The sequence below is a fragment of the Pseudomonas sp. SWRI22 genome (assembly GCF_014268395.2).
GTDB classification, from domain to species: Bacteria; Pseudomonadota; Gammaproteobacteria; order Pseudomonadales; family Pseudomonadaceae; genus Aquipseudomonas; species Aquipseudomonas paracarnis.
The window spans coordinates 1252758-1277762 of the sequence record NZ_JABWQK020000001.1 but is presented as its reverse complement, the minus strand read 5'-3'; the positions used below and the strand labels follow the sequence as shown (position 1 = coordinate 1277762).

The following is a 25005-nucleotide window of genomic DNA, read 5'->3' as shown; positions in this document are numbered from 1 at the left end:
CTCCATGGTCGAAGATGTAGAAATCAATCGCCTCTACTGGCACAGCCGTCGCGGCATGCTGGAGCTGGATGTGTTGCTGGTGCCTTTCACCAAAGAGGTGTACGCGACGCTCAATCAGGTGGACCGCGACCTCTACGTCAGGTTGCTCGAGTGCGAAGACCAGGACATGTTTGGCTGGTTCATGGAGCGCGCCGAATCCGAAGACCCGGAGCTGCAGCGCATGGTTCGGATGATCCTGGATCGTGTCCAGCCCAAGTAATCGTTTCGAATGCCGCTGGCAGGCCTCGCGGCTGTTGCTGGCGGCCTATGTGCTTGCCCAGCTGGTCGCACTGGGCAGCCTGCTGGCTCTCGACCTGCCTTATTCAAGCCTTGGCATCCTGCTATGCCTGGCTCATTGTGCCTGGGTATTGCCGCGGCAAATCCTACTCACTCACCGTTCGTCGATTCGTGGCCTGCGCCGTGACGACGATGGTTGGCAATTATGGAGCGCCGCACGCGGGTGGCACCCAGTGCAGCTGCGGCCCGACAGCCTGGCGTTGCCGCTGATCGTGGTGTTGCGTTACCGAGTGCAGGGTGAACGGCGAGTGCGGTCCATCTGCGTGGCAAAGGATGCGCAGGCCGCCGATGTGCACCGGCGCCTGCGGGTACGCCTGAAGTTCAGCCGCCGTAGGTGGTTGGCACCAGGATAGTGTCCCGGGCTTCGGGCAGCATCTGTGGGTAGTCGAGGGTGTAATGCAGGCCGCGGCTTTCCTTGCGCTCCATGGCCGACCGGATCATCAGCTCGGCCACTTGGGCCAGGTTGCGCAACTCGATCAAGTCGCGGCTGACCTTATAATTGCTGTAGAACTCGTCGATCTCATCCAGCAGCAAGCGCACCCGATGTTGCGCCCGTTGCAGGCGTTTGTTGGTGCGCACGATGCCCACATAGTCCCACATGAAGCGCCGCAGCTCGTCCCAGTTGTGGGCGATGATCACATCCTCGTCCGAATCGGTGACCTGGCTCGCGTCCCAGCGGGGCAGGGCGGCCGGTACCGGGATGCGCGCCAGTTGTTCAAGAATGTCCGCTGCCGCCGAGCGCGCATACACGAAGCATTCAAGCAATGAATTGCTGGCCATGCGGTTAGCGCCGTGCAGGCCGGTGAAGCTGGTTTCGCCGATGGCATACAGGCCCGGCACGTCGGTGCGGCCATGCTGATCGACCATCACGCCACCGCAGGTGTAGTGCGCGGCCGGTACCACGGGGATCGGGCCCTTGGTGATGTCGATATTGAAGGTCAGGCAGCGTTCGTAGACGGTCGGGAAGTGGGTCTTGATGAAGGCTTCGGGCTTGTGGCTGATGTCCAGGTACACGCAGTCGATACCCAGGCGCTTCATTTCGTGGTCGATGGCGCGGGCGACGATATCGCGTGGTGCCAGTTCGGCGCGTGGGTCGAAGCGCTGCATGAAGCGTTCGCCATTGGGCAGCTTCAAATGTGCGCCTTCGCCGCGCAGGGCTTCGGTGATCAGGAAGCTCTTGGCCTGCGGGTGATACAGGCACGTGGGGTGGAATTGGTTGAACTCCAGGTTGGCGACCCGGCAGCCCGAGCGCCAGGCCATCGCAATGCCGTCGCCGCAGGCACCGTCGGGGTTGCTGGTATAGAGGTAGACCTTGGCGGCGCCGCCCGAGGCAAGAATGGTGAAGCGTGCGCCATAGGTATCGACTTCACCGCTGGTGCGGTTGAGTACGTAGGCGCCCAGGCAGCGTTCGCCCGGCAGGCCCAGGCGTTTTTCGGTGATCAGGTCGACGGCGACGCGCTGCTCCAGCAATTGGATATTTGGACGTTGGCGGGCCTGGTCGAGCAGGGTCTTGAAAATCGCGGCCCCGGTGGCATCGGCAGCGTGAATGATTCGGCGATGGCTGTGGCCGCCTTCGCGGGTCAGGTGGAACTCAAAGCCACCGTCGTCGCTGCCGGCATGTTCATCGCGGGTGAAGGGTACACCTTGGTCGATCAACCATTGGATGGCTTCCCGACTGTGCTCGACGGTGAAGCGCACGGCGTCTTCGTTGCACAGGCCACCGCCGGCGTTAAGGGTGTCTTCGACGTGGGATTGCACGGTGTCTGTGTCGTCCAGCACCGCAGCAACGCCGCCCTGAGCCCAGAAGGTCGAGCCGTTGGCCAGGTCGCCTTTGCTCAAAACCGCTATACGCAAATGGCTGGGCAGGGTCAGGGCCAAGCTCAAGCCGGCGGCGCCGCTGCCGATTACGAGGACATCGTGTTGAAACTGTTGGCTCATTTGACGGATTCCGCAAAAAGCGATCCAAAGGGGGGCGCAAACAGGACGCCTGGATCGGCGAATCAAAGGGTCACACGGGCCACTAGTATATAGAGGGGTGGAGCGGCACAATAGCCACGCCTTCGTGGCATTGTGAGATTATGCTGCGCAGCTTTGGGAAACGGCCGGTTGGCGGGACGGGAACTTTTTGCATAAGCCCCGACTCAATAGCAGGTTGCCCGAAAGCTGGGAAAACGTTGAGTTTATTGGCCCGTCGGGAGCATTGGACGCGTCACGAAACCGGCGACAAGATTATTCGCGCAGCCGGCACCGACCGTGCTGCGTTTTTCGTGTGTGCCAAATCAGTGCATGCCGGAAACTTGCTTGAAGGGGGAGAACTTTTGCGAAAAGCCCGAGTCTATGTTTGCAAGCCTGATCGTTTAGTTATGCAAGCCTCCTTCAAGTACAACGAGGAGTGTTCATGCTAACCCAGGAAGAGGATCAGCAGCTGGTCGAGCGCGTACAGCGCGGTGATAAGCGAGCATTTGATCTGCTAGTGCTGAAATACCAGCACAAAATTCTCGGGTTGATCGTGCGGTTTGTGCACGACACCCATGAAGCGCAGGACGTTGCGCAGGAAGCCTTTATCAAGGCTTACCGTGCACTTGGAAATTTCCGCGGTGACAGTGCGTTTTACACGTGGCTATACCGCATCGCCATCAACACGGCGAAAAACTATCTGGTGTCACGCGGTCGCCGCCCACCAGACAGTGATGTCAGTTCAGAAGATGCTGAATTCTACGATGGTGATCACGGCCTCAAAGATCTCGAGTCGCCGGAGCGTGCATTGCTGCGCGACGAGATCGAAGGCACCGTCCATCGCACTATTCAGCAACTGCCAGAAGATTTGCGTACGGCGTTAACTTTACGTGAATTCGATGGTCTGAGTTACGAAGACATTGCGAGCGTCATGCAATGTCCGGTGGGGACTGTGAGGTCGCGGATTTTCCGGGCCCGGGAAGCCATCGACAAAGCCTTGCAACCGTTGTTGCAGGAAAACTAAAGACAGCGGCGACAGCCAAGAGAGGAACCGCCATGAGTCGTGATGCCCTGCAGGAATCGCTGTCCGCAGTGATGGATAACGAAGCGGATGAACTGGAACTTCGTCGAGTGCTCAACGCATTTGATGACGCCGAAACCCGTGATACCTGGTCTCGTTACCAAGTCGCTCGGGCGGTGATGCACAAGGATCTCCTAATCCCTCGTCTGGATATTGCTGCGGCCGTTTCTGCTGCACTGGCTGATGAAGCCGTTCCGGCAAAAGCCTCGCGTGGTCCGTGGCGCAGCCTGGGTCGTCTGGCAGTGGCCGCTTCGGTGACCGTTGCTGTGTTGGCAGGTGTTCGCCTGTACAACCAGGACGAGATCGCAGGCAACGAGCTGGCCCAACAGACTCAGCAACCGGTCATGGCCGGTCCGCAAGTCAAAGGTCCGGCCGTGCTGGCTGGCTACAAGGAAAGCACTGATACCACCGGCCCTATGGCTAATGGTGTACTTCAGGGGCAATCCGGCTGGCAGGATCAGCGCCTTCCAGGCTACCTGCGTCAACATGCGCAGGAATCGGCTGCCAAAGGCACTGACAGCGCTCTGCCATACGCTCGTGCAGCAAGCCAGGAAAACCGCTGATTCGCTAAGGAGCCCTATGCGCGCCATACCGCTCCTTACGCTTTTGCTCAGTAGTTGGTTTGCACTATCCGCCCATGCCGATGAAGCCCAAGACTGGCTGATTCGACTTGGGCGTGCAGAGCAGCAGCAAAGCTTTGAAGGTACGTTTGTCTACGAACGTAACGGCAGTTTTTCTACCCATGACATCTGGCACCGTGTCCAGAATGGTCATGTTCGTGAGCGCTTGTTGCAACTTGACGGCTCCGCCCAGGAAGCGGTCAGGGTTGATGGTCGGGCACAATGTGTCAGTGGCACGTTGGCGGTTGGTCTCGGTCAGTCACCTGAGGCACCCTCGCGTATTCTTGATCCAAAAAAACTCACTTCATTCTATGACCTGGCCGTTATTGGCAAATCGCGCGTGGCCGGTCGTCATGCGGTGATTGTGTCGATCAGCCCCCGTGATCCCTACCGTTATGGGTTTGAATTACACCTGGACCGTGAAACTGCGCTGCCGCTTAAATCCTTGCTGCTGAATGACCAAGGGCAGTTGTTGGAGCGTTTTCAGTTCACCCGTCTGGATGCTTCGGCCATTCCTTCTGACCAGGACTTGCAGCCCAGCGGCGACTGTTCGCCGGTAACGATGTCCGCCGCTAAAGCACCTGAGCTGTCTGCCACGCAAAAGTGGCATCTGGACTGGCTACCGCCTGGTTTCCAACAGATCAGCAGCGCTACGCGCAAAGATGCCCAAACGAAATCTACCGTCGACAGCCTGATGTATGACGATGGGCTCGCGCGTTTTTCGGTGTTTCTTGAGTCAGCCAACGGCGCCGATGTGAATGAAACCCGCGCTCAGCTTGGGCCGACCGTGGCAGTATCCCGGCGTTTGAATACGGTAGATGGCGAAATGATGGTCACGGTGGTGGGCGAAATTCCCATTGGCACTGCTGAGCGCATCGCGTTGTCGGTGCGTGGTGAAAAGGCCGCCGCCAAGCCCTGAGATTGTTAATCTTATGTTCATCCTGGTCTATCAATCTGGGCCCGAATTTCGTTGGGTGCTGGGCGTATGAAATCTCTGGATCAGCATTTTCACTTGCAAAAACTTCCCATGTTTTTTATAGGTCAGGGTTTGATGGCTCTGGCCTTGTTTGTTCGCGGAACAAAAATGCCGCTCGCAGTATCCGGCGTTTATTGAACCCTGTCGCTTAACCCTGCTCGTCGTAACGGGAGCTGTATGTCGATACCACGTTTGAAGTCTTACTTATCCATAGTCGCCACAGTGCTGGTGCTGGGCCAGGCCTTACCTGCGCAAGCGGTCGAGCTGCCTGACTTCACCCAACTGGTGGAGCAGGCCTCGCCTGCCGTGGTGAACATCAGTACCACGCAGAAGCTGCCGGATCGCAAAGTCTCGAACCAGCAGATGCCCGACCTGGAAGGCTTGCCGCCCATGTTGCGCGAGTTCTTCGAACGCGGGATGCCGCAACCTCGCTCTCCTCGTGGCGGCGGTGGTCAGCGCGAAGCCCAGTCCCTGGGCTCCGGCTTCATCATTTCGCCTGACGGCTACATCCTCACCAACAACCACGTGATTGCCGATGCCGACGAGATTCTCGTGCGCCTGGCCGACCGCAGTGAACTCAAGGCCAAGCTGATTGGTACCGATCCACGTTCCGACGTGGCTTTGCTCAAAATCGATGGCAAGGACTTGCCGGTGCTTAAACTGGGCAAGTCCCAGGACCTGAAGGCCGGTCAGTGGGTGGTCGCGATCGGTTCGCCGTTCGGCTTTGACCATACCGTTACCCAAGGCATCGTCAGCGCCATTGGTCGCAGCCTGCCAAACGAAAACTACGTGCCGTTCATCCAGACCGACGTGCCGATCAACCCGGGCAACTCCGGTGGTCCGCTGTTCAACCTGGCCGGCGAAGTGGTGGGGATCAACTCGCAGATATACACCCGCTCCGGTGGCTTCATGGGCGTGTCCTTCGCGATCCCGATCGATGTGGCCATGGACGTCTCCAATCAGCTCAAAAGCGGCGGCAAGGTCAGCCGCGGCTGGTTGGGTGTGGTAATCCAGGAAGTGAACAAGGACCTGGCTGAGTCCTTCGGTCTCGACAAGCCGGCCGGTGCCCTGGTTGCGCAGATTCAGGACAATGGCCCTGCGGCCAAGGGCGGCCTGAAAGTCGGTGACGTAATTCTGAGCATGAACGGCCAGCCGATCATCATGTCGGCGGACTTGCCTCACTTGGTCGGCGCGCTCAAGGCCGGCGGCAAAGCCAAGCTGGAAGTGATTCGTGATGGCAAGCGCCAGAACGTCGAACTGACCGTTGGGGCAATTCCGGAAGAAGGCGCGACCCTGGACGCCCTGGGCAACGCCAAGCCAGGCGCCGAGCGCAGCAGTAACCGCTTGGGTATCGCCGTCGTTGAACTGACCGCCGAGCAGAAGAAAACCTTCGACCTGCAAAGCGGTGTCGTGATCAAGGAAGTTCAGGACGGCCCAGCCGCCTTGATCGGCCTTCAACCGGGTGACGTGATCACCCACTTGAACAATCAGGCAATCGATACCACCAAGGAATTCGCCGACATCGCCAAGGCGTTGCCGAAGAATCGCTCGGTGTCGATGCGCGTCCTGCGTCAAGGCCGTGCCAGCTTCATCACCTTCAAACTGGCCGAGTAATCCGCTAGACCTATAAAAAAGCCCCGCTGCCAGTTAACGGCAGCGGGGCTTTTTTGTGGGCGCCGGGTTTAGCTCATCATGCCTTTCACCAAACGCTCTTGTTCGATCAGTTCGCGCTGACGGGCGTCGATGCGTGAGGACAACGGGAAGTTATTGCCGGCGCGCCGCTTGGCAAAGTCCAATTGCTGGATGGCTTGCTGGAAATCCCCCACCAATGCGAAATATTCGGCGCGAGCCTGATGCAGGCCAATGATGTTGCCGGACAAGCCGCGAGTCTCGGCGACCTGATACCACACGTCCGGATCGTCCGGTCGCGACTTGAGCAGCCCATCCAGTGCCTTTTCTGCATCGGCGGTACGATTCTGTTTAAGCAGCAGGTCTACCCGCACCTGGTTCAGCGGATAGTTGCTGGGGTACTGGGTGAGCATGCGGTCGGTACGTTGCTGCGCATCCGGCATGCGGTTGCTGGTGATGTCCAGTTCGATTTGGGCCAGGTTGTAGGTAATGTCATTGGGCGCCTTGGCCAACAGCGGCGCCAAGCTTTCCCGCGCTTCTTTGAGTTGAGTACCCTTGATCTGAGCGATGGCCAGGCCATAACGCGCAACGTCATTTTTAGGGTTCTCATCCAGCTGCGCCTGGAAGTGCTTGGCGGCCAGACCTGGTGTGTCTTCGTACTTGAGCTGCACCCGTGCGCGAATCAGTTGATAGCGCAGGCTGTCTTCCTTGCCGCCAGGTTTGGCTTGTTCGGCGCGGTTGCGGGTGTCGGCGATACGCGATTCAGTCACCGGGTGAGTCAGCAGGAACTCCGGTGGCTTGGCGTCGAAGCGGTATTGGCGCATCAGCCGTTCGAACATCGTGGGCATGGAGCGCGGGTCGTAGCCGGCTTTCTCCAGGTTGAGGATGCCGATGCGGTCGGCCTCTTGCTCGTTCTGGCGAGAGAAGCGGCGCTGTTCCTGGATCGCGGCGGCTTGTGAGCCGGCGATCGCGGCGATACCGGCATCGCCGGCACCCGCAGCGGCGGCGATAATGCCGCCAAGCAGGGCGGCCATCATCGGCAGTTGCATGCGTGATTGCGCTTCCACGCCTCGGGCGAAGTGACGCTGGGACAAGTGCGCCAGTTCGTGGGCCAGTACCGACGCGTATTCGCCTTCGGTCTGTGCATTGAGAAACAGGCCGCCGTTGACCCCGACGATCCCACCGGGAGCCGCAAAGGCGTTGAGCTGTGGGCTGTTGATCAGGATGAATTCCAGGCGCCGGTCATTGACCTGGCTGGTCTCCACCAGCTTGTACACGCTGGTTTCAACGTAATCCTTGAGTTGCGGATCATTGAGTTGCGAAACCTGGCCGCGCAGGTAGGCCAGCCAGGCGCGGCCCAATTGGTATTCCTGTTGCGGCGAGACTATGGCAGAGCTGGCGTCACCAAGTGACGGCAGGTCGTCAGCAAAGGCCGGGGAGGCCAGCAGGCAGGCCAGCGTCAGCAGGGTAGGGCGCAAAAAAGTCATGCACAAAGCCTTTCGACAAAGAGCTTACTGTAGCCGGACACTGAGCTTGGGACCAGATATTCTAAGCGGCCCGAATGTTTGCCTGGAGTAGCACCATGACCGACGCTGTAGCCTGTGACGCCGAACTCGACGCCAGCGGTCTTAACTGCCCTTTGCCGTTGCTCAAGGCCAAGCTGGAGCTCAATAAAATGGCCAGCGGTGCCGTGCTCAAGGTGACTGCCACCGACGCCGGCTCCCAGCGTGATTTTCGCACCTTTGCCAAGCTGGCCGGCCACACCCTGGAGCATGAAGACGCCGCCGAGGGTGTGTACCGTTATTGGTTGCGCAAGGCCTGAGGGCCTTTTCGACGCAGAATCAGGCCTTATTCAGCGCCTGCGCTGCCGCCAACACGGCATCAACATGCCCCGGCACTTTCACTCCGCGCCATTCCTGACGCAGCACTCCTTGGCTGTCGATCAGGAATGTGCTGCGATCCACACCCAGGTATTCCTTGCCATACAGCTTCTTCAACTTGATCACATCAAACAGCTGGCAGACCGCTTCGTCCTTATCGCTGATCAGCTCGAAAGGAAATGCCTGTTTGCCCTTGAAGTTCTCGTGGGACTTCACGCTGTCACGCGACACGCCGAACACTTCGGTATTGGCGGCCTTGAATGCGGCGTACTGGTCACGAAAGCCTTGGCCTTCGGTAGTGCAGCCTGGGGTGCTGTCCTTCGGGTAAAAGTAGATCACCACTTGCTTGCCCTTGAGGGCCGCGAGGCTGAAGGTCTGGCCGCTGGTGGCCTGGGCCTCGAAATCGGCCACGGATGTGTCGATGGCTACCGGCATAGAGAGGTACTTCCTTACATGGGGTTCTGTGGGCGCCATGGTTCGATCAAGGCGTCGAGGTTCAGGGCATCGGCGAAATCGAGGAACTGGTCGCGCAGCCAACTGATCTGTACGCCGGCCGGCAAGGTCACGGTAAAGGTGGCATTGAGCATGGTGCCGCCGGTTTGTGGCGCCTGGTAGGTGTCACAGGTCAGGTTTTCCAGCTCGACGTTATGGTCGATAAAGAACTGGCACAGCTCGTTGACGATGTCCGAACGGTAGGCCGAGCTGACGTAGGCCACGTAAGGCAAAGCCTGTGGGCGATTTTCCAGGGCGGCGCTGCGTACCACGTTGACGGTAAAGTCGTGCTTTTTGGCCAGGCCCGGCAGGCCGGTTTCAAGGCGTGCCAAGGCATCCCAGGAGCCAGAAATCTGCAGGACCAGCGCACTGCACTCGCCGTGGCGGGTCAGGCGGGAGGTCACGACGGCGCAGCGGTTCTCATGGCTGGCGCGGCACAGGACGTTGGTCAGCTCCATGGGGTTGGCGCCGAGGGCACTGATAACAAGGAATTGTTCGCGAACTGTGGGGGTGGACATGCAGCCTTCCTAAAGCGATGAGCGGTCGATACCGTGTGGGCTGTATCGATCAAAGGATCAAGGGTAGCGAAAAGCGTCGCCAAGGGCTAGGAGGTGGCGTTTTCATTGCGTGATCAGCCGGCTTCGGGCGGTGCTTTGGCCCGATGATGTCATTGCCCGACGTTTAGTTGCGCCAGAACGCATCCTCACGCGGTACTTCGCTTGTACAAGCATCTTGGCGCCAGTACCATTACGGCTCTCTTTTTCCGGCAGGAGCGGTTGCATGATTGCGGGCAGTATGGTGGCACTGGTCACACCCATGGATGCACAAGGTCGTCTCGACTGGGACAGCCTGGGCAAACTGGTGGACTTCCACCTGCAAGAGGGCACCAACGCCATTGTGGCGGTCGGCACCACAGGTGAATCGGCCACCCTCGATGTGGAAGAGCACATCCAGGTGATCGAGTTCGTGGTCAAGCGCGTTGCGGGCCGCATTGCCGTGATCGCCGGTACGGGCGCCAACTCGACGCGTGAAGCGATCGAGCTGACCAGGAACGCCAAGAAGGCTGGCGCCGACGCTTGCCTGCTGGTAACCCCGTACTACAACAAGCCGACCCAGGAAGGCTTGTACCAGCACTTCAAAGCCATCGCCGAAGCCGTGCAGATCCCGCAGATCCTCTACAACGTACCGGGTCGCACCGCGTGCGACATGAAGGCCGAGACCGTGATCCGCCTGTCCACCGTGCCGAACATCATCGGCATCAAGGAAGCCACTGGCGACCTGCAGCGCGCCAAGGACATCCTGGCCGGCGTGAGCAGCGACTTCCTGGTGTATTCCGGTGACGACGCCACCGCTGTCGAGCTGATCCTGCTGGGTGGCAAGGGCAATATCTCCGTGACCGCCAACGTGGCCCCGCGCGCCATGAGTGATATGTGTGCCGCCGCCATCGCGGGCGATGCAGCCACCGCTCGCGCCATCCACGAAAAGCTGATGCCGCTCAACAAGACACTGTTTATCGAATCCAATCCTATTCCCGTGAAGTGGGCGCTGTTTGAGATGGGTCTGATGCCGGACGGTATCCGTCTGCCGCTCACCCCCCTCAGCGAAGCCTGTCACGAACCGCTGCGACAGGCCCTGCGCCAGTCCGGCGTCCTGGTTTAATTGAGGAAGCACTACGCATGAAGCGATTGGCCGGACTTTCCGCACTTGCCTTGATTATCTCCAGCACCAGTGGCTGCGGTTGGGTATGGGGCCCGGAAGGCTACTTCCGTGACCGCGGCAGCGATTACCTGGAAGCGCAAGCAACCAAACCGATGCAACTGCCGCCTGATGTCAATGTCGCCAAGCGCCTTGACCCATTGTTGCCGATTCCACGCAACGTCGCCGACGACACGGTCAAGGGTGAGTACGTAGTGCCACGCCCACAGCCGATCATGGCCGTGGCCGATGCCAGCGACTACAGCCTGCAGAAAAGCGGCGACAACCGCTGGATCGTGGCTCAGCGTCCGCCTGCCGAAGTCTGGCCGGTGGCGGTGCAGTTCTTCCAGGACAACGGTTTCCGCCTCGACCAGCAACGCCCGCAGACCGGTGAGTTCACCACCGCGTGGCAGCAAGGTCGCGAGCTGTCCGCCAACATGGCCCAGCGCCTGCTGGCGGGCGGTGTAGCCGCCGACAGCGAAGCCCGTGTGCGTGTGCGCATCGAGCCTGGCGTGCAGCGCAACACCAGCGAAGTCTATGTCGTCAGCGCCGAGCGGCCTGCCGGCAGCACGGCTGACGTCGACTTCACCCCGCGCTCGGTCAACACCGGTGTCGACGCCGCGTTGGTCGACGAGATGCTGGCCAGCATGAGCCGTATCTCCGAGAAGGGCGGTTCCGTATCCTTACTCGCCGCCCGTGATTACGACACCCCTAGCCGCGTCAGCCTCACCGAAGACGGCAGCGGCAACGTCGTGCTGAACCTGGGTGAAGACCTCGACCGCGCCTGGGCTAGTGTTGGCCGCGCGTTGGAGCAGGGCCCTTGGCGCGTTGAAGACATCAACCGCAGCCTGGGCCTGTACTACATCAACGTGGCTGAAAAGGCCGAGAAGAAAGACGACGAGCCAGGTTTCTTCGGCAAATTGTTCGGCAGCGCGCCGACCAAGGAAGAGATCGAAACCCGCGCCGAGCGTTACCAGGTTCGTTTGAGCAAGGTGGGCGAAAGCGTGCAAGTCACCGTCGAGAAGAACATCAACACCGTCGCGCCAGCTGAAACAGCGCGCAAAGTGTTGGGCGTGATTCAAGACAACCTGGGCTGATCCGATGCGTTTTGCCGTTCTCGGCAGCGGTAGCCAAGGGAACGGTACGCTGGTCGCCCATGATGACACGTACGTGCTGGTCGATTGTGGTTTCTCCTTGCGGGAAACCGAGCGGCGCCTGTTGCGCCTGGGGGTTCACCCCACGCAACTGAGCGCGATTCTGGTAACCCACGAACATGCCGACCATGTGCATGGCGTGGGTTTGCTGTCTCGGCGCTACAATCTGCCGGTGTACTTGAGTCGTGGCACGTTGCGCGGGATGCGCAAACCCATTGAGCCGGCAGGTTTTCTGGCCGGTGGCGAGCAACTGCAAATCGGTGCCCTGAGCATCAATGTCGTCGCGGTTGCCCACGATGCCCAGGAGCCCACGCAATACGTATTCAGTGACGGCCAGCGGCGTTTCGGCGTGCTGACCGACCTGGGTTCCTACTGCGCCAGGGTGCTGGACAGTTACCGGGACCTCGATGCCTTGATGATCGAGTCCAACCACTGCAGGGATCTACTGGCACGCGGTCACTACCCTTACTTTCTCAAGCAACGGGTGGGCGGCGAGCTGGGACATTTGAACAACCACCAGGCCGCATACCTGGTGTATGAGTTGGGCTGGCAAGACCTGCAACACCTGGTCCTGGCTCACCTCAGCAGCAAGAACAACCTGCCGACGCTTGCCCGGCAATGTTTTGTCGACACCTTAGGGTGCGACCCGGACTGGCTGCAACTGGCCGATCAAGATTCAGGGCTCGACTGGCGACACATCGCCTAGCCCACCTTACTCAAAGCGGAGCCCATCATGGAAAAACGTGAAGAACTCTACCGCGGCAAAGCCAAGTCGGTGTACAAGACCGACGACGCCAACCGCCTGATCCTGCTGTTTCGCAACGACACCTCGGCGTTCGACGGCAAGCGCATCGAACAGCTGGATCGCAAAGGCATGGTGAACAACAAGTTCAACGCCTTCATCATGCAGAAACTCGAAGCGGCCGGTATCCCGACCCAATTCGACAAACTGCTGGGCGACAACGAGTGCCTGGTCAAGAAGCTCGACATGATCCCGGTGGAATGCGTCGTGCGTAACTACGCCGCCGGCAGCCTGGTCAAGCGTTTGGGCGTGGAAGAGGGTCTCAAGCTCAACCCTTACACCTTCGAACTGTTCCTGAAGGACGACGCCAAGGGCGACCCGTTCATCAACGAATCCCACGTCGTGGCGTTCGGCTGGGGCACCGCTGAGCAACTGGCGCGCATGAAGGAGTTGTCCCTCAAGGTCAACGACGTGCTGAGCAAGCTGTTCGACGACGCCGGCCTGTTGCTGGTGGACTTCAAGCTCGAATTCGGCGTGTTCCACGACGGCTCCATCGTCCTGGGCGACGAGTTCAGCCCGGATGGCTGCCGCCTGTGGGACAAGGACACCAAGAAGAAGATGGACAAAGACCGCTTCCGTCAGGGCCTCGGTGACGTGATCGAAGCCTACGAAGAAGTCGCCAAGCGCCTCGGCGTACCGCTGTAATCGACGCAAGCATCTGATAGCACGGAAAAAAATCGCTTCGGCGCTTTGCATCCATCAATCATGCTGTTATGATGCGCGCCGTTGGAGAGATGCCAGAGTGGCCGAATGGGACGGATTCGAAATCCGTTGTACCTTCACCGGTACCTAGGGTTCGAATCCCTATCTCTCCGCCATTACATAGAAAAAGCCCCGTAGCTGAATAAGCTGCGGGGCTTTTTCGTTTTCAGCCTTTATTAACGGCTGCTTCAGGGAATTGTTGTAGTCCTGCCTAACGCTGAACAAGGCGCTCAGACGCTTTGCGATAAGCCTGATCTCGTTCACGCTTATCGACGGCGACCACGAACACCGTAACTTCCTGATCTATCACTTGATACACCAGCCTGTATCCGCTGCTATGCAGTTTGATCTTGTAGCAGTCAGGCAGCCCATGTAGGCGGTTAGCCTCAATACGTGGGTTGTTCAGGACTTCGACCAGCTTCTTCTTGAGTTGCTGACGGAGGGTGTCGCCGAGTTTCTGCCATTCCTTCAATGCACGCGCATCAAAATCAAGGCTATAGGTCATCCAAAGAAACCCTTACGCGTTGAGGCGATGCAAGACGCTCACGTACGGTCGCCATCAAGGCTTCATCCTCTTCAGTCATCAGCACAGGCTTAAATGGCAACTGGCCGCGTTCGGCAACATATTGCAACGCCTGACGTATCAGTTCAGAAGGTGTGACACCGAGTTTCTCCAGCTCTAGGTAGGCACGAGCTTTCAGGTCGTCATCGATACGGATGTTGATAGATGCCAAGGGATAGCTCCTTGTGTAATGACGTTGGTCATTACATTGGAGCAATCGGGTTTCATTGGCAAGTCTGTCTGGACATACGGCAGTCGCTCTCATCTGTTAATCCTACTTCTTGGCCGTCGGCTTTGCCGGGCGCTTTTTATCGGTTTCCTTCACCGTTTCCCTTGGTCTTCTCTTCGCCTCTTGCTCTGTTACGTATTCACCAGTGACCGCATCGCGATATCTCGTTGGCATATCAGCACCCTTGACAGTATGTCGCCACGGCGACGACCTTTTGAGGCTAGCTTGCAGGCTTATGCACACAAGGTTCCTGGTGGGGATTCTGGTTACCAAGCTTTTCCGAAACAGGTGCTTACGTTGTGCAGGTTCGGCAGTTTTCGTGCAGGGTTGCGTTGGCTGGGGTTACATCATGAATAAGATCACCGCTGATTCTACCGGAGGGCATGCACGCAAAAATCTTTTGCGTAGCCGATGATGTCGGCACCGAAGAAACCCTTATAAACGCCACCGAAACCCTCTCATCCGCCCTTCAATCCGCCTACCAATGCGCCGAAGATCCAGTCAGCACGAAGTCGCCCGTGATCATGGCCCTGGCTCAATTGATCGAGAACGCGCAAGCCTTGGTGGATGCTGTCCTCGAGCATGACTTCCCCACGGCCAAATAAATACCTGCTCCCTGAAACGAAAAAAGCCTGCTGAACTCAACGCTCAGCAGGCTTTTTTGCGCCTACAACTCGGTCAGGCAGGCTGCGCCACCAAGCTGTTGCTCACCTTGCGGCCCAGCACCAGCACGGTCGCAAACCCGAACCCCACCAACACCGTAGCCAGGCTCAACAGCACCGAGCTGCCCATTTGGTCGACGATCCGCCCGCCAAAGAATGAACCCAGGGCAATGATCACCTGAAACAGCGCCACGAACAGCGGCATGCCTCGTTCCACATCCTTGGGCGCCACCACGAACATCCAGATGCTGGCGCAGGCCGGGAAAGCGCCAAAGGCAAAGCCCCAGAGCGCGATCAGCACTACGGCGCCTGTCATACCGGTGGCGAAGTAGGGGAACAGTGCAGTGCTGGTACCGATCATCAGCGCGACCAGCAGCAGGGTGTTGCGTACGCTGCGGTTGGCGGCGAAGCCGGCGAACACATTGCCCAGCACGCCCGCCACGCCATACAGCAGCAACAATGAGCCAATCGTTGGCCCGTCGAAGCCGGAGCTGTGTTTAAAGAACGGCGCGACATAGGTATACGCAGCAAAGTGCGCCAGGCCGATCAGCAGTACGGCGATCAACCCGACCCGCGCTTGTGGGTTGATAAACAAAGCTGGCAGGTCACGGATCTGAATGGCTTTCTCAGGGGTGAGTCGCGGCAGCAGGAAGATTTGCGCCAACAGCACCGGAATGCCCACCAACGCCGTGACCAGGAAGGTCATCCGCCAGCCCATCAGGCCGCTGAGCCAGGTACCCACAGGCACGCCCAGAACGGTGGCCAGGGTCACGCCCATCATGATGATCGAGGTGGCCTTTGCTACGCCCACGCCCTTGGGCGCCAGCCGCCCGCTGAGGGCAATGGCCGTGGCCCAGAAGCCGCCGATGCTGATGCCGAGCAATACGCGGCCGAACAGCAGCAGGCTGAAATCATTAGCGAAGGCCACCACCAAGTTGGCGATGATCATCACCAATGTCAGGCCGATCAGCAAGTAACGACGGTCCATGGCGCCAATGCTGACCGACAGAAACGGCGCGGCGAGGGCAGCCATGATGCCGGGCAATGTCACCATCAATCCGGCGTGACCGGCACTGATGCCCAAATCGCTGGCGACGTCGTTGAGTACGCCCACCGGTAGGAACTCACTGGTCACCAGGGCAAAGGCACCCACGGCGACCGAAAGAATCGCCAACCACTGCTGTTTGACGCTTTGTTGATTATGTTCAGGATGCCCGCTAGGGGCCTGGCTCGCGCTTGGCATGGGATTGGGTTCCGGGAGGAATGTCGCCTGAAGCCAGGCGAGGAGGGAATGTGGGGCGATTATAGGAATCAGTGTCGGCAATCGTTCAGGCGCTCGTTTCGATAGTAATCATCAGTGCTATCGATGTGAGCAATCATTTTTCGGCCAACCGTTCCAGAAGGCACTCAATAAACACCCCCTCCGCCCGACTCAACTTCTGCTCCCGGTTCCACAACAGATGAATATCCACATCCGCAATCCCCTCATCCGGCGGTAACCGCCACAGCAGCCCGCGCTCCACATCGTCCGCCACCACATGAGTGGGTAAGCAGCCCAAGCCAAACCCGGCAATGACCAATCGCCGCACTTCTTCCAGGCTGGAGGATGACGCCACGATCCGCCCGCCAAACCCTTGCTGATCACGGAAAATAGTCAGCGGCGACAACATGCCGCCAATCTGGTCGCTGGTAAAACTCACGAAATTCTCCGATTGCAGATCCCCTTCGACTAACCCTGTGCGTCCGAACAATGGGTGGTGTTTTCCACAAAAGAACGCATAACGCTGACGCAGAAACAGATGCTGTTCCAGGCGCGGTTGCGGCCGGCGATTGAGGCTGAGCCCCAGGGTCGCGGTTTTTTCCAGCAGCGCGGCGACAATGTCGGAGCTGCGCATCACTTCGACTTCCAGATCGACCCGTGGATGTTCGCGATGAAAACCCGCGAGAAAGTCGTCGAAAGTGTCGGAATTAATCCGGCTGATCATCAGCAAGCGCACTTTGCCGATCACTTCATCACCCGGCTTTTGCAGGGCGTTGCTCATCTGCGAGACCTGGCCGTACATCTCTCCGGCAATGGCAAAGATCTGCTCACCGGCTTCGGTGAGCACGAAGCGCGGGCCTCGGCGCAGGATGAGCTGGCAATCCAGTTGTTCTTCCAGGCGCTTGAGCGCCTGGCTGATGGCCGGTTGCGTCAGATGCAGGCGGGCGGCGGCGCGGCTGATGCTCAGTTCCTGGCCGATCACGCGGAAGGTGCGCAGCAGGTTCCAGTCCAGGCGGTCATTGAGCAGAGGGTGAATATCGCGGCGGAATTCGGGCATGGCGGTGCTCGATAATAAGCAGTTCTTATAATCAAGATAATAAATAGAAAATTGACTAATCATAGCCCCTGGCCGAAAAATCGGGTTTAACGAGCGCCACCAGAGCGCACCGGTTTGACTTTCTCCTGCCAAAAAAATAAACAAAGGAGCCAGCCCCATGAAGCCTTCCGCTTCGCCGCAGCCTCGCCGTGCTGCGGCCGCCGCCTTTATCGGCACCATGATCGAGTGGTACGACTTTTACATCTATGCCACCGCTGCAGCGCTGGTGTTCGGTCAACTGTTCTTCCCCTCCGACGATAAATTGTTCAGCACCATGGCCGCGTTCGGCACCTTCGCCGTCGGCTTTTTTGCGCGGCCGTTGGGCGGCATCGTGTTCGGTCATATCGGCGACCGCATCGGCCGCAAGAAATCCCTGGTGATTACCCTCGTGATGATGGGCGTGGTCACGGTGTGCATCGGCCTGTTACCGACCTATGCCCAGATCGGCGCTGCCGCACCGGTGCTGTTGATCCTGTTGCGGGTGGTGCAGGGTATTGCGGTTGGCGGCGAGTGGGGTGGGGCGGTGTTGATGGCTGGCGAGCACGCGCCGAAAGGGCGGCGTAATTTCTTTGCATCCTTCGCGCAGTTGGGCAGCCCGGCCGGTTTGATTCTTTCCTTGCTGGCGTTCAGTGCCGTCACTCGTTTACCTGAAGAGGACCTGCTCAGCTGGGGCTGGCGCCTGCCGTTCCTGGCCAGTGCCTTGCTGTTGATCGTCGGCCTCGCGATTCGCCTGGGTGTGAACGAGTCGCCGGAGTTCCTCGAAGACAAGGCTCTGGCGGAAAAAGCGCGAGCGATCAAGCAGGACCAAGCCCCCGTGCTGGAAGTGCTGAAGACCGCTTGGCGTCCACTGTTGTTGTGCATTGGCGCCAATACGTTGGGGATTGCCGGCGTGTATTTCACCAACACCTTCATGATTGCCTACAGCACTCAGCAACTTAATCTGCCGCGCTCGTTGATTCTGGAATGCCTGTTCTTCGTCGCCATTATTCAGTTCTGCGTCCAGCCTCTGGCCGCCTGGGTGGCGGAGAAGGTCGGCGCTACACGGTTTCTGTGCGCCATGTGCGTGCTGGCAATGGCCTCGCCGTACCCGATGTTCGTCCTGGTCAGCAGCGCTGAGGCGCCGTTGATCATCCTCGGCATTGCCCTGGCGGTGGTGTGCATGGCGTCGTTCTACGCCGTCATCGCAGGTTTTGTCAGCGGCCTGTTTGAAACCCGTGTGCGCTACACCGCGATCTCCCTGGCTTACCAGGTATGCGGCGCGCTGGCCGGCGGCCTGACACCGTTGATCGGCACCTGGCTGGCCCATCAATACCTGGGCCAATGGTGGCCGATGGCAGTGTTTTACAGCGTGATCGCGGCGGTTTCGTTGGTGTGCGTACTGGCCTTGTCCCGCCGCCATGCCACGGCCCACCGCCTGGAAATGGCACACAGTTGAGGGAGTCAGCAATGTTGAAGATTAATGGCGAGCGCCTGTGGCGTAGCCTGATGGACATGGCCGAGATCGGCGCGACCGCACGCGGTGGCAGCTGCCGCCTGGCGTTGAGCGCTGAAGACAAGGCCGGTCGTGAGCTGTTCAGCCACTGGTGTAAAGCAGCCGGCCTGACGTTGAGCGTGGATGCCATCGGCAACCTGTTCGCCCGCCGCGCGGGCACCGACAATGACGCCGCCCCGGTGATGATGGGCAGCCACCTGGATACCCAGCCCGAAGGCGGACGCTTCGATGGGGTGTACGGCGTATTGGCTGGCCTGGAGGTCATCCGCAGCCTCGACGACCAAGGCATCCAGACGCGCAAGCCGTTGGAAATTGCAGTGTGGACCAACGAGGAGGGCGCTCGTTTCACCCCGGCGATGCTGGGCTCGGCGGTATTCACCGGCACGCTCGCCCTGGACAAGGCACTGGCCACCGCCGATGTCGACGGTATCAGCGTGGCCGAGGCATTGCGCGCCACCGGCTACAACGGTGAGCGCCCGTTGGGTGGCGCGGTGGATGCGTATTTCGAAGCGCATATCGAGCAAGGCCCGATCCTGGAGGACAACGCCAACAGCATCGGCGTAGTCACCGGTGGTCAAGCGATTCGCTGGCTCGATGTACGGGTCGAAGGCATGGCCGCGCACGCTGGCACCACGCCGATGCCGTTGCGTAAAGATGCGCTGTACGGCGCGGCAAAAATGATCCAGGCCCTGGAAAACCTCGCTGCCGATTTTGCCCCGCAGGGCCTTACCACTGTGGGTGAACTGAGCATCGCCAAGTCGTCGCGCAACACCATCCCCGGCTTGCTCAACTTTACCGTCGACCTGCGCCATCACCGCGACGCCGACATCGACGCCATGGAGCAGCAAGTGCGTGCACGCCTGCAGGCTATCGCGGACAACCGTGGCCTGAGCGTCACCATCACGCCTCACTGGATCAGCCCGGCTACGCCGTTCGACGCCGAGTGCGTGGCTTGCGTGCAGGCTGCGGTGGACGGCTTGGGCTACAGCCAGCAGACCATCGTCAGCGGCGCCGGCCACGATGCGATTCACCTGGCGCGCTATTGCCCCACCGCGATGATCTTCATCCCCTGCGTCGGCGGCCTCAGCCACAACGAAGCCGAGGATGTCTTGCCCGACGATGTGCGCCAGGGTACCGATGTCTTGCTCAACGCCGTCTTGAAACGCGCCGGGCATGTTCATTTCTAAAGGCCGACGCCGCACCCCTGTGGGAGCTGGCTTGCCTGCGATAGCGGACTGTCAGAGAACAATTTACTGCCTGATTCACCGCTATCGCAGGCAAGCCAGCTCCCACAGGTTCTGTGTTTATCCAGGAGCAACTCATGAAGACGTTTTTTCACCCCGAACAACTCCTGCATCACCCGCGTAGCTACTACTCCCGCGGCCAGATGCGCACGCCCCAAGAGGTTCCCGAGCGAGCGCGCAACTTGCTGCTGGCTGCGCAAACCCTGGGCTTCGATATCCAGCAACCGACTGATTACGGTATGGATCCGTTGTTCGCCGTGCACGGCGGCGACTACCTGGCTTTTCTTCAAGAAGCTCACCAGCGCTGGAAAGAAATCCCCGAAGACTGGGGCGACGAAGTCATGTCCAACATCTTCGTGCGTGAACCCAATGCCTTGCGCGGCATCCTGGCCCAGGCGGCACGCTACCTGGCCGATGGCAGTTGCCCCATCGGTGAGTTGACCTGGCGCTCGGCTTATTGGTCAGCCCAAAGCGCCATCGCCGCAGCGGGAGAAATCCTCGATGGCGCCCCTGCCGCCTACGCCTTGTGCCGGCCGCCGGGCCATCACGCCCGCTTCGACGCGGCCGGTGGCTTCTGTTACATCAACAATGCGGCCGTGGCTGCGCAAGCGCTGCGCCAGGGTTTCCAGCGTGTCGCCGTGCTCGATACCGATATGCATCATGGCCAGGGCATCCAGGAAATTTTCTACGACCGCGACGACGTGCTGTATGTGTCGATCCACGGCGACCCGACCAACTTCTATCCTGGCGTCGCAGGCTTTGCCGACGAAAAAGGCAACGGCACCGGCGAGGGGTACAACCTCAACCTGCCGATGCCCCATGGTGCCAGCGAAGCGGTGTTCTTTGAAAAACTGGAGCAGGCCCTGGCAGCGGTGAATGACTTCTCGGCGGATGTGCTGGTGTTGTCACTGGGCTTCGATATCTATGAGCTGGACCCACAAAGCAAAGTCGCGGTGACGCGGGAAGGCTTTGCGCGGTTGGGAGCCCGCATCCGTGCGCTGGGGTTGCCCTGCGTGATCGTGCAGGAAGGCGGGTATCACTTGGAAACGTTGGACAGTAATGCCCAGGCGTTTTTCGGTGCACCAGCGGCTTGGAACGCGCTATCAGACCCTTTATTAAAGGGTGTTTGAACGCTAAAAGCCTGCTGATCAGTTTTCAGCAGGCTTTTCAGCCCTTGTCGGGTGCTCGTTCTGATCTGCGTGCAACAACGCCGTGTAATCTTGCCCGCCGTAAAACACCCCCACTATTGATACCGTTTTGAAGTCAGGCTTCACCCTGAAAGCAATAATGGTGCTGCGACGATAGTGAGTGATGCGCAAGTCTTTCAGCAGGTCGTCACGGCGCATGCCACGCAAGGGAAACAGGGCAAGGCTTTCACAGTAGCTGACAAGATTGTCGATAAAACGCGCCGCTACAGGAGGGGAGCCGACATCGCTGATGTAGTCTTCAAGGGCATCGAGTTGCGCCAAGACCTCGGGCGAAAAAACTACCGAGTAGCTCACGCTTCCCCTGTGCCTTTGCGCTGACGTCTGGCGGCCATATGTTCGCGGACCTGTTCTGGCGATAACCCAAGCTCAGGCTTCGCCTCAAGGGCGGTCGCTGCGGGGATGACTTCGGCTCTGAGCCAATCCTCCATGGCACGATCACGCGCCAGCAACGCCCGCAGGCCGTCGCGAATCACTTCACTTTCGCTGGCATATTCGCCAGCAGCCACCTTGGCTTTGACCAGGGCCGCCATTTCTAGGGGCAAGGTGATGCTCATTTGCTGGGTTGAGCGCATGGGTGTATCCGCCTGGGGTGAGTGGGATTCAATCCTACTCGACCATTGGCGCGATGCAAGAAGCAACTGATCGATGCCGATGCCCGGCGCCTCGTCGTCTATCCAGAAGGGGTAGGTTTCCATGAGTTGCTACGTCTCCAGTTGTGTAGGTCAGGCCGAAAGTATTGACCCGTTTTGGCGATCGCGTTGCCGTAGGTGGCTGATAACCTGCTGATATGTATGACTTCATATGTGTAACAGGATGATCTTGGCAAACCGTCTCGGCACACATGGCGTCCCACCGGCTCCCATAAGATAATGCTCGCCACCTCGACCACCTTTGGCCTGCCTCCCGTGATCATCAACTTCGACCTCAACGACCTCCAAGCTTTCCGCGCCGTGGTGGACAAGGGCAGTTTTCGTGGCGCTGCCGAGGCCATCCGTATCTCGCAACCGGCCCTCAGCCGGCGTATCGAAAAGCTCGAATCCGCGCTGGATGTAAAGCTGTTCGAACGCACCACGCGACGGGTCAGCCTGACCATGGTCGGGCGTGCATTTTTGCCCCAGGTTGAGCGCATGCTCGACGATCTCGACATCGCGCTGATGGGTATCAGCAACGTCGCCTCGACGCGCATGGGGAATGTCACCATCGCCTGCGTGCCGTCTACCGCGTACTACTTCATGCCCCATGTGATCTCCGAGTTCCACAAGCTATATCCGAAGATTCGCCTGCGGGTGCTGGATGCCAGTGCCGGCGAGGTGTGCAATGCGGTAGCCAGCGGCGAGGCGGACTTTGGCGTGAGTTTCAGCGGTAGCCTGGCCGATGAGGTGGAATTCGAGTTGCTGCTGCAGGAGCGCTACGTGCTGGCCTGTCGGCGTGATCACCCTCTGGCAGGGCGTGACAGCGTGAGCTGGACCGAGGCTTATGAGCATGACTACATTGAGGTGGACAAGACGTCGGGCAATCGCTTCCTGCTCGACCAGGCGCTGCGTGGCGTGCGGGTGAAAAAGCCGAGTATCTGCGAGACGCACCATGTGACCACCATGATCGGGCTGGTGGAGGCGGGGCTGGGCGTAGCGATGGTGCCGTCGATTGCGATGCCGGCGCACACTCACCCGATTCTGGTCAGTGTGCCGCTGGTGGAGCCCCAGGTACTGCGCAATGTGGGCTTGATCAAGCGCCGCGGGCGGACGTTGCCACCGGCGGCGCTGGAGTTGGAGCGACTGGTACGGGAGATGCCGTTCCGATCAGCGTGACACCGAGTCCAGGCCGGTGGATTGCACCTCCTGCTGGGCCTCGGGCGATGCCATGAACTGCAACAGTGCCTTGGCCTGCTCAGGGTGTTTGGCGTTCACTGGAATACCGGCGGCGAAACGGGTAACGGACTGCACGTCTTCCGGGATCTTGCCTACGAACGTCACGCCCTTGACTGGCAACAATTCCGCCACTTGTTGCAAGCCGACCTCGTAATCACCCTTGGCCACCTGTTCGCCCACCGGCACGCGTTGGATCATGGTTCCCTTGGCCGGCATGCCGAGTTTCTTGAACAATTCCTTCTCGACATAAACGCCGCTGGCGCTATCCGAATAGGCCACCGATTTGGCTTTGCTCAGCACGGCCTTCAACTCGGCGTCTGTATTGATCACAGGTTTGGCCGCACCTTCCTTCACCACCAGGCCAATCCGCGAGTCGGCCAGCTCCACGCGGGATGCGGGGTCGACTTTGCCTTGTTTGATCAACTCATCCAGGGCATAGCCGACCATGATCACCACATCTGCCTGTTCGCCACGGGCCAGGCGGTTGGGAATCGCTTCCGGCGCCTTGCCCATGGACGGGCCAAGGATGGTGTCGAGGGTGTCACCGCTTTGCTCGGCGTATTGCGGGCCGAGCAATTTATACGCGGCGGTGAAGCCGCCCGAGGTCATGACCTTGAGTTGTTCGGCCTGGGCTGATAGCGCCAGGGTGCCGAGGACGACAGCAGCGAGGGTCTTGAACAGGGGCTTCATTGCGCAGCCTCCTGCATGACTTGGCCGCGGGTATTGGCGCGGCGATACAACGCCAGGGTCGAACACAATGCACACAGCGCGGCGAAGATCATCCAATACGCAGGTGAAGCCTTGTCTTCGGTGATGTGAATGAACCAGGTGGAGATCGCTGGCGTGAAGCCACCGAACACTGCTGTCGCCAGGCTGTAGGCCAGGGAGAAACCCGCCACACGCACTTCCACCGGCATGATTTCAGTCAACGCCGGGATCATCGCGCCGTTATACATGCCATACAGGAACGAGAACCACAGCAGGGTTTCCAGCATGTGCGCAAAGCTTGGTGCGTTGACCACGTAGGACAATGCCGGATAAGCCGTAAGGACAGTCAGCACCGTCATGGCAATCAGCACGGGTTTACGGCCGAAGCGATCGCTTAACGTGCCGCCGATCGGCAGCCAGAAAAAGTTCGAGATCGCGACCAGCAAGGTCACCAGCAAGGCGTCCGAGGTGCTCAGGTGCAACACGGTTTTACCGAAAGTCGGCGCGTACACGGTGATCAGGTAGAACGCGGTGGTGGTCATGGCCACCATCAGCATGCCGCCGATGACCACGGTCCAGTTCTTCACCAGGGTCGCCATCACTTCACGCATGGTCGGGCGATGCTTGCGGTTGGCGAACTCTTCGGTTTCCTGCAGGTTGCGACGCAGCACGAAGATGAACGGAATGATCACGCAGCCGACGGCGAACGGAATACGCCAGCCCCAATCGGCCACCACCGCAGGTTCCATCCACACGTTCAGGCCATAACCCAGGGCCGCGGCGACGACGATGGAGATCTGTTGGCTGCCCGACTGCCAACTGGTGTAGAAGCCTTTACGGCCCGGCGTGGCCATTTCGGACAGGTACACCGACACGCCACCCAGCTCCGCACCGGCCGAGAAACCTTGCAGCAGGCGCCCCAACAGCACCAGAAACGGCGCCCACAGGCCGATGGTCTGATAACTCGGCACCAGTACGATCAGTAGCGTACCGCTGGCCATGATCGACAAGGTCACGATCAAGCCTTTGCGACGGCCCACGTCATCGATGTAGGCACCCAGAATAATCGCGCCCAATGGACGCATCAGGAAGCCAGCGCCGAACACGGCGAAGGTCATCATTAATGACGCAAACTCATTAGCGGCCGGGAAGAACGCGGCAGCGATATAGGTGGCGTAGAAACCGAACAGAAAGAAGTCGAACTGTTCGAGAAAATTGCCCGAAGTAACGCGCAATACCGCGCCTATTTTCGAGGGGGCAGCCGCAGGCCGGGAAGGGGTCGTCATGGTTTTGTGTCTCCAGCGTTCTTTTTAAAGTGCTTGTTTCGCTTAAGACTTGGGATAGTGGCTGAC

Annotated in this window: 28 protein-coding genes and 1 tRNA gene; 17 read left to right on the top strand and 12 right to left on the bottom strand. The window is 59.4% G+C overall.

What is annotated here, in order from left to right:
- Positions 1-4: 4 nt before the first annotated feature.
- The gene (locus HU730_RS05505) at positions 5-259 is read left to right on the top strand and encodes a succinate dehydrogenase assembly factor 2 (RefSeq protein ID WP_003189444.1); all 255 of its coding nucleotides are present in this window, start codon (positions 5-7) and stop codon (positions 257-259) included.
- Entirely contained in the window at positions 243-689 is a 447-nt protein-coding gene (locus tag HU730_RS05500) for a protein YgfX (protein WP_034126566.1), read from the top strand. Before HU730_RS05505 ends, HU730_RS05500 begins: the two co-directional genes overlap by 17 nt.
- Here HU730_RS05500 and nadB read toward each other — a convergent pair.
- The gene (gene nadB, locus HU730_RS05495; protein WP_057975663.1) at positions 658-2274 is read right to left on the bottom strand and encodes an L-aspartate oxidase; all 1617 of its coding nucleotides are present in this window, start codon (positions 2272-2274) and stop codon (positions 658-660) included. The two genes, HU730_RS05500 and nadB, sit on opposite strands and share 32 nt — an antisense overlap.
- 460 nt (positions 2275-2734) lie before the next feature.
- Between nadB and rpoE the strand changes: the two genes are divergently transcribed.
- The 4 genes from rpoE to HU730_RS05475 all read left to right on the top strand — a co-directional run bounded on the left by rpoE (position 2735) and on the right by HU730_RS05475 (position 6583).
- Positions 2735-3316: an RNA polymerase sigma factor RpoE gene (gene rpoE, locus HU730_RS05490; RefSeq protein WP_003172477.1), complete on the top strand. Its 582-nt coding sequence runs from the start codon at positions 2735-2737 to the stop codon at positions 3314-3316.
- A gap of 32 nt (positions 3317-3348) precedes the next feature.
- The gene (locus tag HU730_RS05485; RefSeq protein ID WP_034126575.1) at positions 3349-3936 is read left to right on the top strand and encodes an RseA family anti-sigma factor; all 588 of its coding nucleotides are present in this window, start codon (positions 3349-3351) and stop codon (positions 3934-3936) included.
- A gap of 16 nt (positions 3937-3952) precedes the next feature.
- Entirely contained in the window at positions 3953-4912 is a 960-nt protein-coding gene (locus HU730_RS05480) for a MucB/RseB C-terminal domain-containing protein (RefSeq protein WP_186526601.1), read from the top strand.
- 234 nt (positions 4913-5146) lie between these two features.
- The gene (locus HU730_RS05475; protein WP_014717365.1) at positions 5147-6583 is read left to right on the top strand and encodes a DegQ family serine endoprotease; all 1437 of its coding nucleotides are present in this window, start codon (positions 5147-5149) and stop codon (positions 6581-6583) included.
- 68 nt (positions 6584-6651) lie between these two features.
- On the opposite strand, the gene HU730_RS05470 is transcribed toward HU730_RS05475, so the two are convergent.
- Entirely contained in the window at positions 6652-8085 is a 1434-nt protein-coding gene (locus HU730_RS05470) for a M48 family metalloprotease (RefSeq protein WP_186526602.1), read from the bottom strand.
- Positions 8086-8180: 95 nt separating this feature from the next.
- Between HU730_RS05470 and HU730_RS05465 the strand changes: the two genes are divergently transcribed.
- The gene (locus HU730_RS05465) at positions 8181-8420 is read left to right on the top strand and encodes a sulfurtransferase TusA family protein (RefSeq protein ID WP_014717366.1); all 240 of its coding nucleotides are present in this window, start codon (positions 8181-8183) and stop codon (positions 8418-8420) included.
- 19 nt (positions 8421-8439) lie between these two features.
- Here HU730_RS05465 and HU730_RS05460 read toward each other — a convergent pair whose 3' ends face one another.
- Both HU730_RS05460 and HU730_RS05455 read right to left on the bottom strand, forming a co-directional pair.
- Positions 8440-8913 (bottom strand): peroxiredoxin, encoded by a 474-nt coding sequence (locus HU730_RS05460; protein ID WP_060764416.1) that lies wholly within the window; start codon positions 8911-8913, stop codon positions 8440-8442.
- A 14-nt stretch (positions 8914-8927) separates the two neighbouring features.
- On the bottom strand, positions 8928-9488 hold the full coding sequence (locus HU730_RS05455) for a glycine cleavage system protein R (protein WP_003189463.1): 561 nt from the start codon (positions 9486-9488) through the stop codon (positions 8928-8930).
- 262 nt (positions 9489-9750) lie between these two features.
- Here HU730_RS05455 and dapA point away from each other — a divergent pair, with 262 nt between their 5' ends.
- The 5 genes from dapA (at position 9751) to HU730_RS05430 (ending at position 13439) form a co-directional block, all read left to right on the top strand.
- Positions 9751-10629 (top strand): 4-hydroxy-tetrahydrodipicolinate synthase, encoded by an 879-nt coding sequence (dapA, locus tag HU730_RS05450; RefSeq protein ID WP_054897607.1) that lies wholly within the window; start codon positions 9751-9753, stop codon positions 10627-10629.
- A 17-nt stretch (positions 10630-10646) separates the two neighbouring features.
- Positions 10647-11762, top strand: coding sequence for an outer membrane protein assembly factor BamC (gene bamC / locus HU730_RS05445; RefSeq protein WP_032892980.1), 1116 nt, complete (start codon positions 10647-10649; stop codon positions 11760-11762).
- Between the two features lie 4 nt (positions 11763-11766).
- Positions 11767-12525, top strand: a complete 759-nt coding sequence (locus tag HU730_RS05440; protein ID WP_034126580.1) for an MBL fold metallo-hydrolase — start codon at positions 11767-11769, stop codon at positions 12523-12525.
- 27 nt (positions 12526-12552) lie between these two features.
- Positions 12553-13266 carry a phosphoribosylaminoimidazolesuccinocarboxamide synthase gene (gene purC / locus HU730_RS05435; RefSeq protein ID WP_027604309.1) on the top strand — a complete coding sequence of 238 codons (714 nt, stop codon included), beginning with the start codon at positions 12553-12555 and terminating at the stop codon, positions 13264-13266.
- 83 nt (positions 13267-13349) lie between these two features.
- Positions 13350-13439, top strand: a tRNA-Ser gene (locus tag HU730_RS05430).
- Positions 13440-13534: 95 nt separating this feature from the next.
- Here HU730_RS05430 and HU730_RS05425 read toward each other — a convergent pair.
- The gene (locus HU730_RS05425) at positions 13535-13828 is read right to left on the bottom strand and encodes a type II toxin-antitoxin system RelE/ParE family toxin (protein WP_034126587.1); all 294 of its coding nucleotides are present in this window, start codon (positions 13826-13828) and stop codon (positions 13535-13537) included.
- The gene (locus tag HU730_RS05420; RefSeq protein WP_014717442.1) at positions 13818-14057 is read right to left on the bottom strand and encodes a type II toxin-antitoxin system RelB/DinJ family antitoxin; all 240 of its coding nucleotides are present in this window, start codon (positions 14055-14057) and stop codon (positions 13818-13820) included. Before HU730_RS05420 ends, HU730_RS05425 begins: the two co-directional genes overlap by 11 nt.
- A 440-nt stretch (positions 14058-14497) precedes the next feature.
- On the opposite strand from HU730_RS05420, the gene HU730_RS05415 reads away from it, so the two are divergent.
- On the top strand, positions 14498-14719 hold the full coding sequence (locus HU730_RS05415; protein WP_254914005.1) for a DUF3077 domain-containing protein: 222 nt from the start codon (positions 14498-14500) through the stop codon (positions 14717-14719).
- 73 nt (positions 14720-14792) lie between these two features.
- Here the strand turns inward: HU730_RS05415 and HU730_RS05410 are convergent, their stop codons facing one another.
- Both HU730_RS05410 and HU730_RS05405 read right to left on the bottom strand, forming a co-directional pair.
- A complete protein-coding gene (locus HU730_RS05410; protein ID WP_057975665.1) occupies positions 14793-16019 on the bottom strand; it encodes an MFS transporter in 1227 nt (408 codons plus the stop codon).
- 133 nt (positions 16020-16152) lie between these two features.
- Positions 16153-17094, bottom strand: coding sequence for a LysR family transcriptional regulator (locus HU730_RS05405; RefSeq protein ID WP_034126590.1), 942 nt, complete (start codon positions 17092-17094; stop codon positions 16153-16155).
- A 157-nt stretch (positions 17095-17251) separates the two neighbouring features.
- On the opposite strand from HU730_RS05405, the gene HU730_RS05400 reads away from it, so the two are divergent.
- From HU730_RS05400 to HU730_RS05390, 3 genes are all read left to right on the top strand, one after another.
- A complete protein-coding gene (locus HU730_RS05400; RefSeq protein ID WP_096143712.1) occupies positions 17252-18568 on the top strand; it encodes an MFS transporter in 1317 nt (438 codons plus the stop codon).
- An 11-nt stretch (positions 18569-18579) separates the two neighbouring features.
- Positions 18580-19812 carry a Zn-dependent hydrolase gene (locus HU730_RS05395; RefSeq protein ID WP_060764424.1) on the top strand — a complete coding sequence of 411 codons (1233 nt, stop codon included), beginning with the start codon at positions 18580-18582 and terminating at the stop codon, positions 19810-19812.
- Between the two features lie 134 nt (positions 19813-19946).
- Positions 19947-20999 (top strand): histone deacetylase family protein, encoded by a 1053-nt coding sequence (locus HU730_RS05390; RefSeq protein WP_060764425.1) that lies wholly within the window; start codon positions 19947-19949, stop codon positions 20997-20999.
- A gap of 18 nt (positions 21000-21017) precedes the next feature.
- Here HU730_RS05390 and HU730_RS05385 read toward each other — a convergent pair whose 3' ends face one another.
- Both HU730_RS05385 and HU730_RS05380 read right to left on the bottom strand, forming a co-directional pair.
- Positions 21018-21371, bottom strand: coding sequence for a type II toxin-antitoxin system RelE/ParE family toxin (locus HU730_RS05385; protein ID WP_034126594.1), 354 nt, complete (start codon positions 21369-21371; stop codon positions 21018-21020).
- Entirely contained in the window at positions 21368-21649 is a 282-nt protein-coding gene (locus HU730_RS05380; protein ID WP_034127030.1) for a type II toxin-antitoxin system ParD family antitoxin, read from the bottom strand. The genes HU730_RS05385 and HU730_RS05380 overlap by 4 nt, the downstream gene beginning before the upstream one ends.
- Before the next feature lie 333 nt (positions 21650-21982).
- On the opposite strand from HU730_RS05380, the gene HU730_RS05375 reads away from it, so the two are divergent.
- A complete protein-coding gene (locus HU730_RS05375; RefSeq protein ID WP_034127031.1) occupies positions 21983-22885 on the top strand; it encodes a LysR family transcriptional regulator in 903 nt (300 codons plus the stop codon).
- Here HU730_RS05375 and HU730_RS05370 read toward each other — a convergent pair.
- On the bottom strand, positions 22877-23635 hold the full coding sequence (locus HU730_RS05370; protein ID WP_034126595.1) for a substrate-binding domain-containing protein: 759 nt from the start codon (positions 23633-23635) through the stop codon (positions 22877-22879). The two genes, HU730_RS05375 and HU730_RS05370, sit on opposite strands and share 9 nt — an antisense overlap.
- On the bottom strand, positions 23632-24939 hold the full coding sequence (locus tag HU730_RS05365) for an MFS transporter (protein ID WP_034126596.1): 1308 nt from the start codon (positions 24937-24939) through the stop codon (positions 23632-23634). The genes HU730_RS05370 and HU730_RS05365 overlap by 4 nt, the downstream gene beginning before the upstream one ends.
- Between the last annotated feature and the right edge of the window lie 66 nt (positions 24940-25005).

Coding starts and splice junctions, on each gene's coding strand:
- HU730_RS05505 (WP_003189444.1), top strand. CDS start 5: ATGGTCGAAGATGTAGAAATCAATCGCCTCTACTGGCACAGCCGTCGC.
- nadB (WP_057975663.1), bottom strand. CDS start 2,274: ATGAGCCAACAGTTTCAACACGATGTCCTCGTAATCGGCAGCGGCGCC.
- rpoE (WP_003172477.1), top strand. CDS start 2,735: ATGCTAACCCAGGAAGAGGATCAGCAGCTGGTCGAGCGCGTACAGCGC.
- HU730_RS05485 (WP_034126575.1), top strand. CDS start 3,349: ATGAGTCGTGATGCCCTGCAGGAATCGCTGTCCGCAGTGATGGATAAC.
- HU730_RS05480 (WP_186526601.1), top strand. CDS start 3,953: ATGCGCGCCATACCGCTCCTTACGCTTTTGCTCAGTAGTTGGTTTGCA.
- HU730_RS05475 (WP_014717365.1), top strand. CDS start 5,147: ATGTCGATACCACGTTTGAAGTCTTACTTATCCATAGTCGCCACAGTG.
- HU730_RS05470 (WP_186526602.1), bottom strand. CDS start 8,085: ATGACTTTTTTGCGCCCTACCCTGCTGACGCTGGCCTGCCTGCTGGCC.
- HU730_RS05465 (WP_014717366.1), top strand. CDS start 8,181: ATGACCGACGCTGTAGCCTGTGACGCCGAACTCGACGCCAGCGGTCTT.
- HU730_RS05460 (WP_060764416.1), bottom strand. CDS start 8,913: ATGCCGGTAGCCATCGACACATCCGTGGCCGATTTCGAGGCCCAGGCC.
- HU730_RS05455 (WP_003189463.1), bottom strand. CDS start 9,488: ATGTCCACCCCCACAGTTCGCGAACAATTCCTTGTTATCAGTGCCCTC.
- dapA (WP_054897607.1), top strand. CDS start 9,751: ATGATTGCGGGCAGTATGGTGGCACTGGTCACACCCATGGATGCACAA.
- bamC (WP_032892980.1), top strand. CDS start 10,647: ATGAAGCGATTGGCCGGACTTTCCGCACTTGCCTTGATTATCTCCAGC.
- HU730_RS05440 (WP_034126580.1), top strand. CDS start 11,767: ATGCGTTTTGCCGTTCTCGGCAGCGGTAGCCAAGGGAACGGTACGCTG.
- purC (WP_027604309.1), top strand. CDS start 12,553: ATGGAAAAACGTGAAGAACTCTACCGCGGCAAAGCCAAGTCGGTGTAC.
- HU730_RS05425 (WP_034126587.1), bottom strand. CDS start 13,828: ATGACCTATAGCCTTGATTTTGATGCGCGTGCATTGAAGGAATGGCAG.
- HU730_RS05415 (WP_254914005.1), top strand. CDS start 14,498: ATGCACGCAAAAATCTTTTGCGTAGCCGATGATGTCGGCACCGAAGAA.
- HU730_RS05410 (WP_057975665.1), bottom strand. CDS start 16,019: ATGCCAAGCGCGAGCCAGGCCCCTAGCGGGCATCCTGAACATAATCAA.
- HU730_RS05405 (WP_034126590.1), bottom strand. CDS start 17,094: ATGCCCGAATTCCGCCGCGATATTCACCCTCTGCTCAATGACCGCCTG.
- HU730_RS05400 (WP_096143712.1), top strand. CDS start 17,252: ATGAAGCCTTCCGCTTCGCCGCAGCCTCGCCGTGCTGCGGCCGCCGCC.
- HU730_RS05395 (WP_060764424.1), top strand. CDS start 18,580: ATGTTGAAGATTAATGGCGAGCGCCTGTGGCGTAGCCTGATGGACATG.
- HU730_RS05390 (WP_060764425.1), top strand. CDS start 19,947: ATGAAGACGTTTTTTCACCCCGAACAACTCCTGCATCACCCGCGTAGC.
- HU730_RS05380 (WP_034127030.1), bottom strand. CDS start 21,649: ATGCGCTCAACCCAGCAAATGAGCATCACCTTGCCCCTAGAAATGGCG.
- HU730_RS05370 (WP_034126595.1), bottom strand. CDS start 23,635: ATGAAGCCCCTGTTCAAGACCCTCGCTGCTGTCGTCCTCGGCACCCTG.
- HU730_RS05365 (WP_034126596.1), bottom strand. CDS start 24,939: ATGACGACCCCTTCCCGGCCTGCGGCTGCCCCCTCGAAAATAGGCGCG.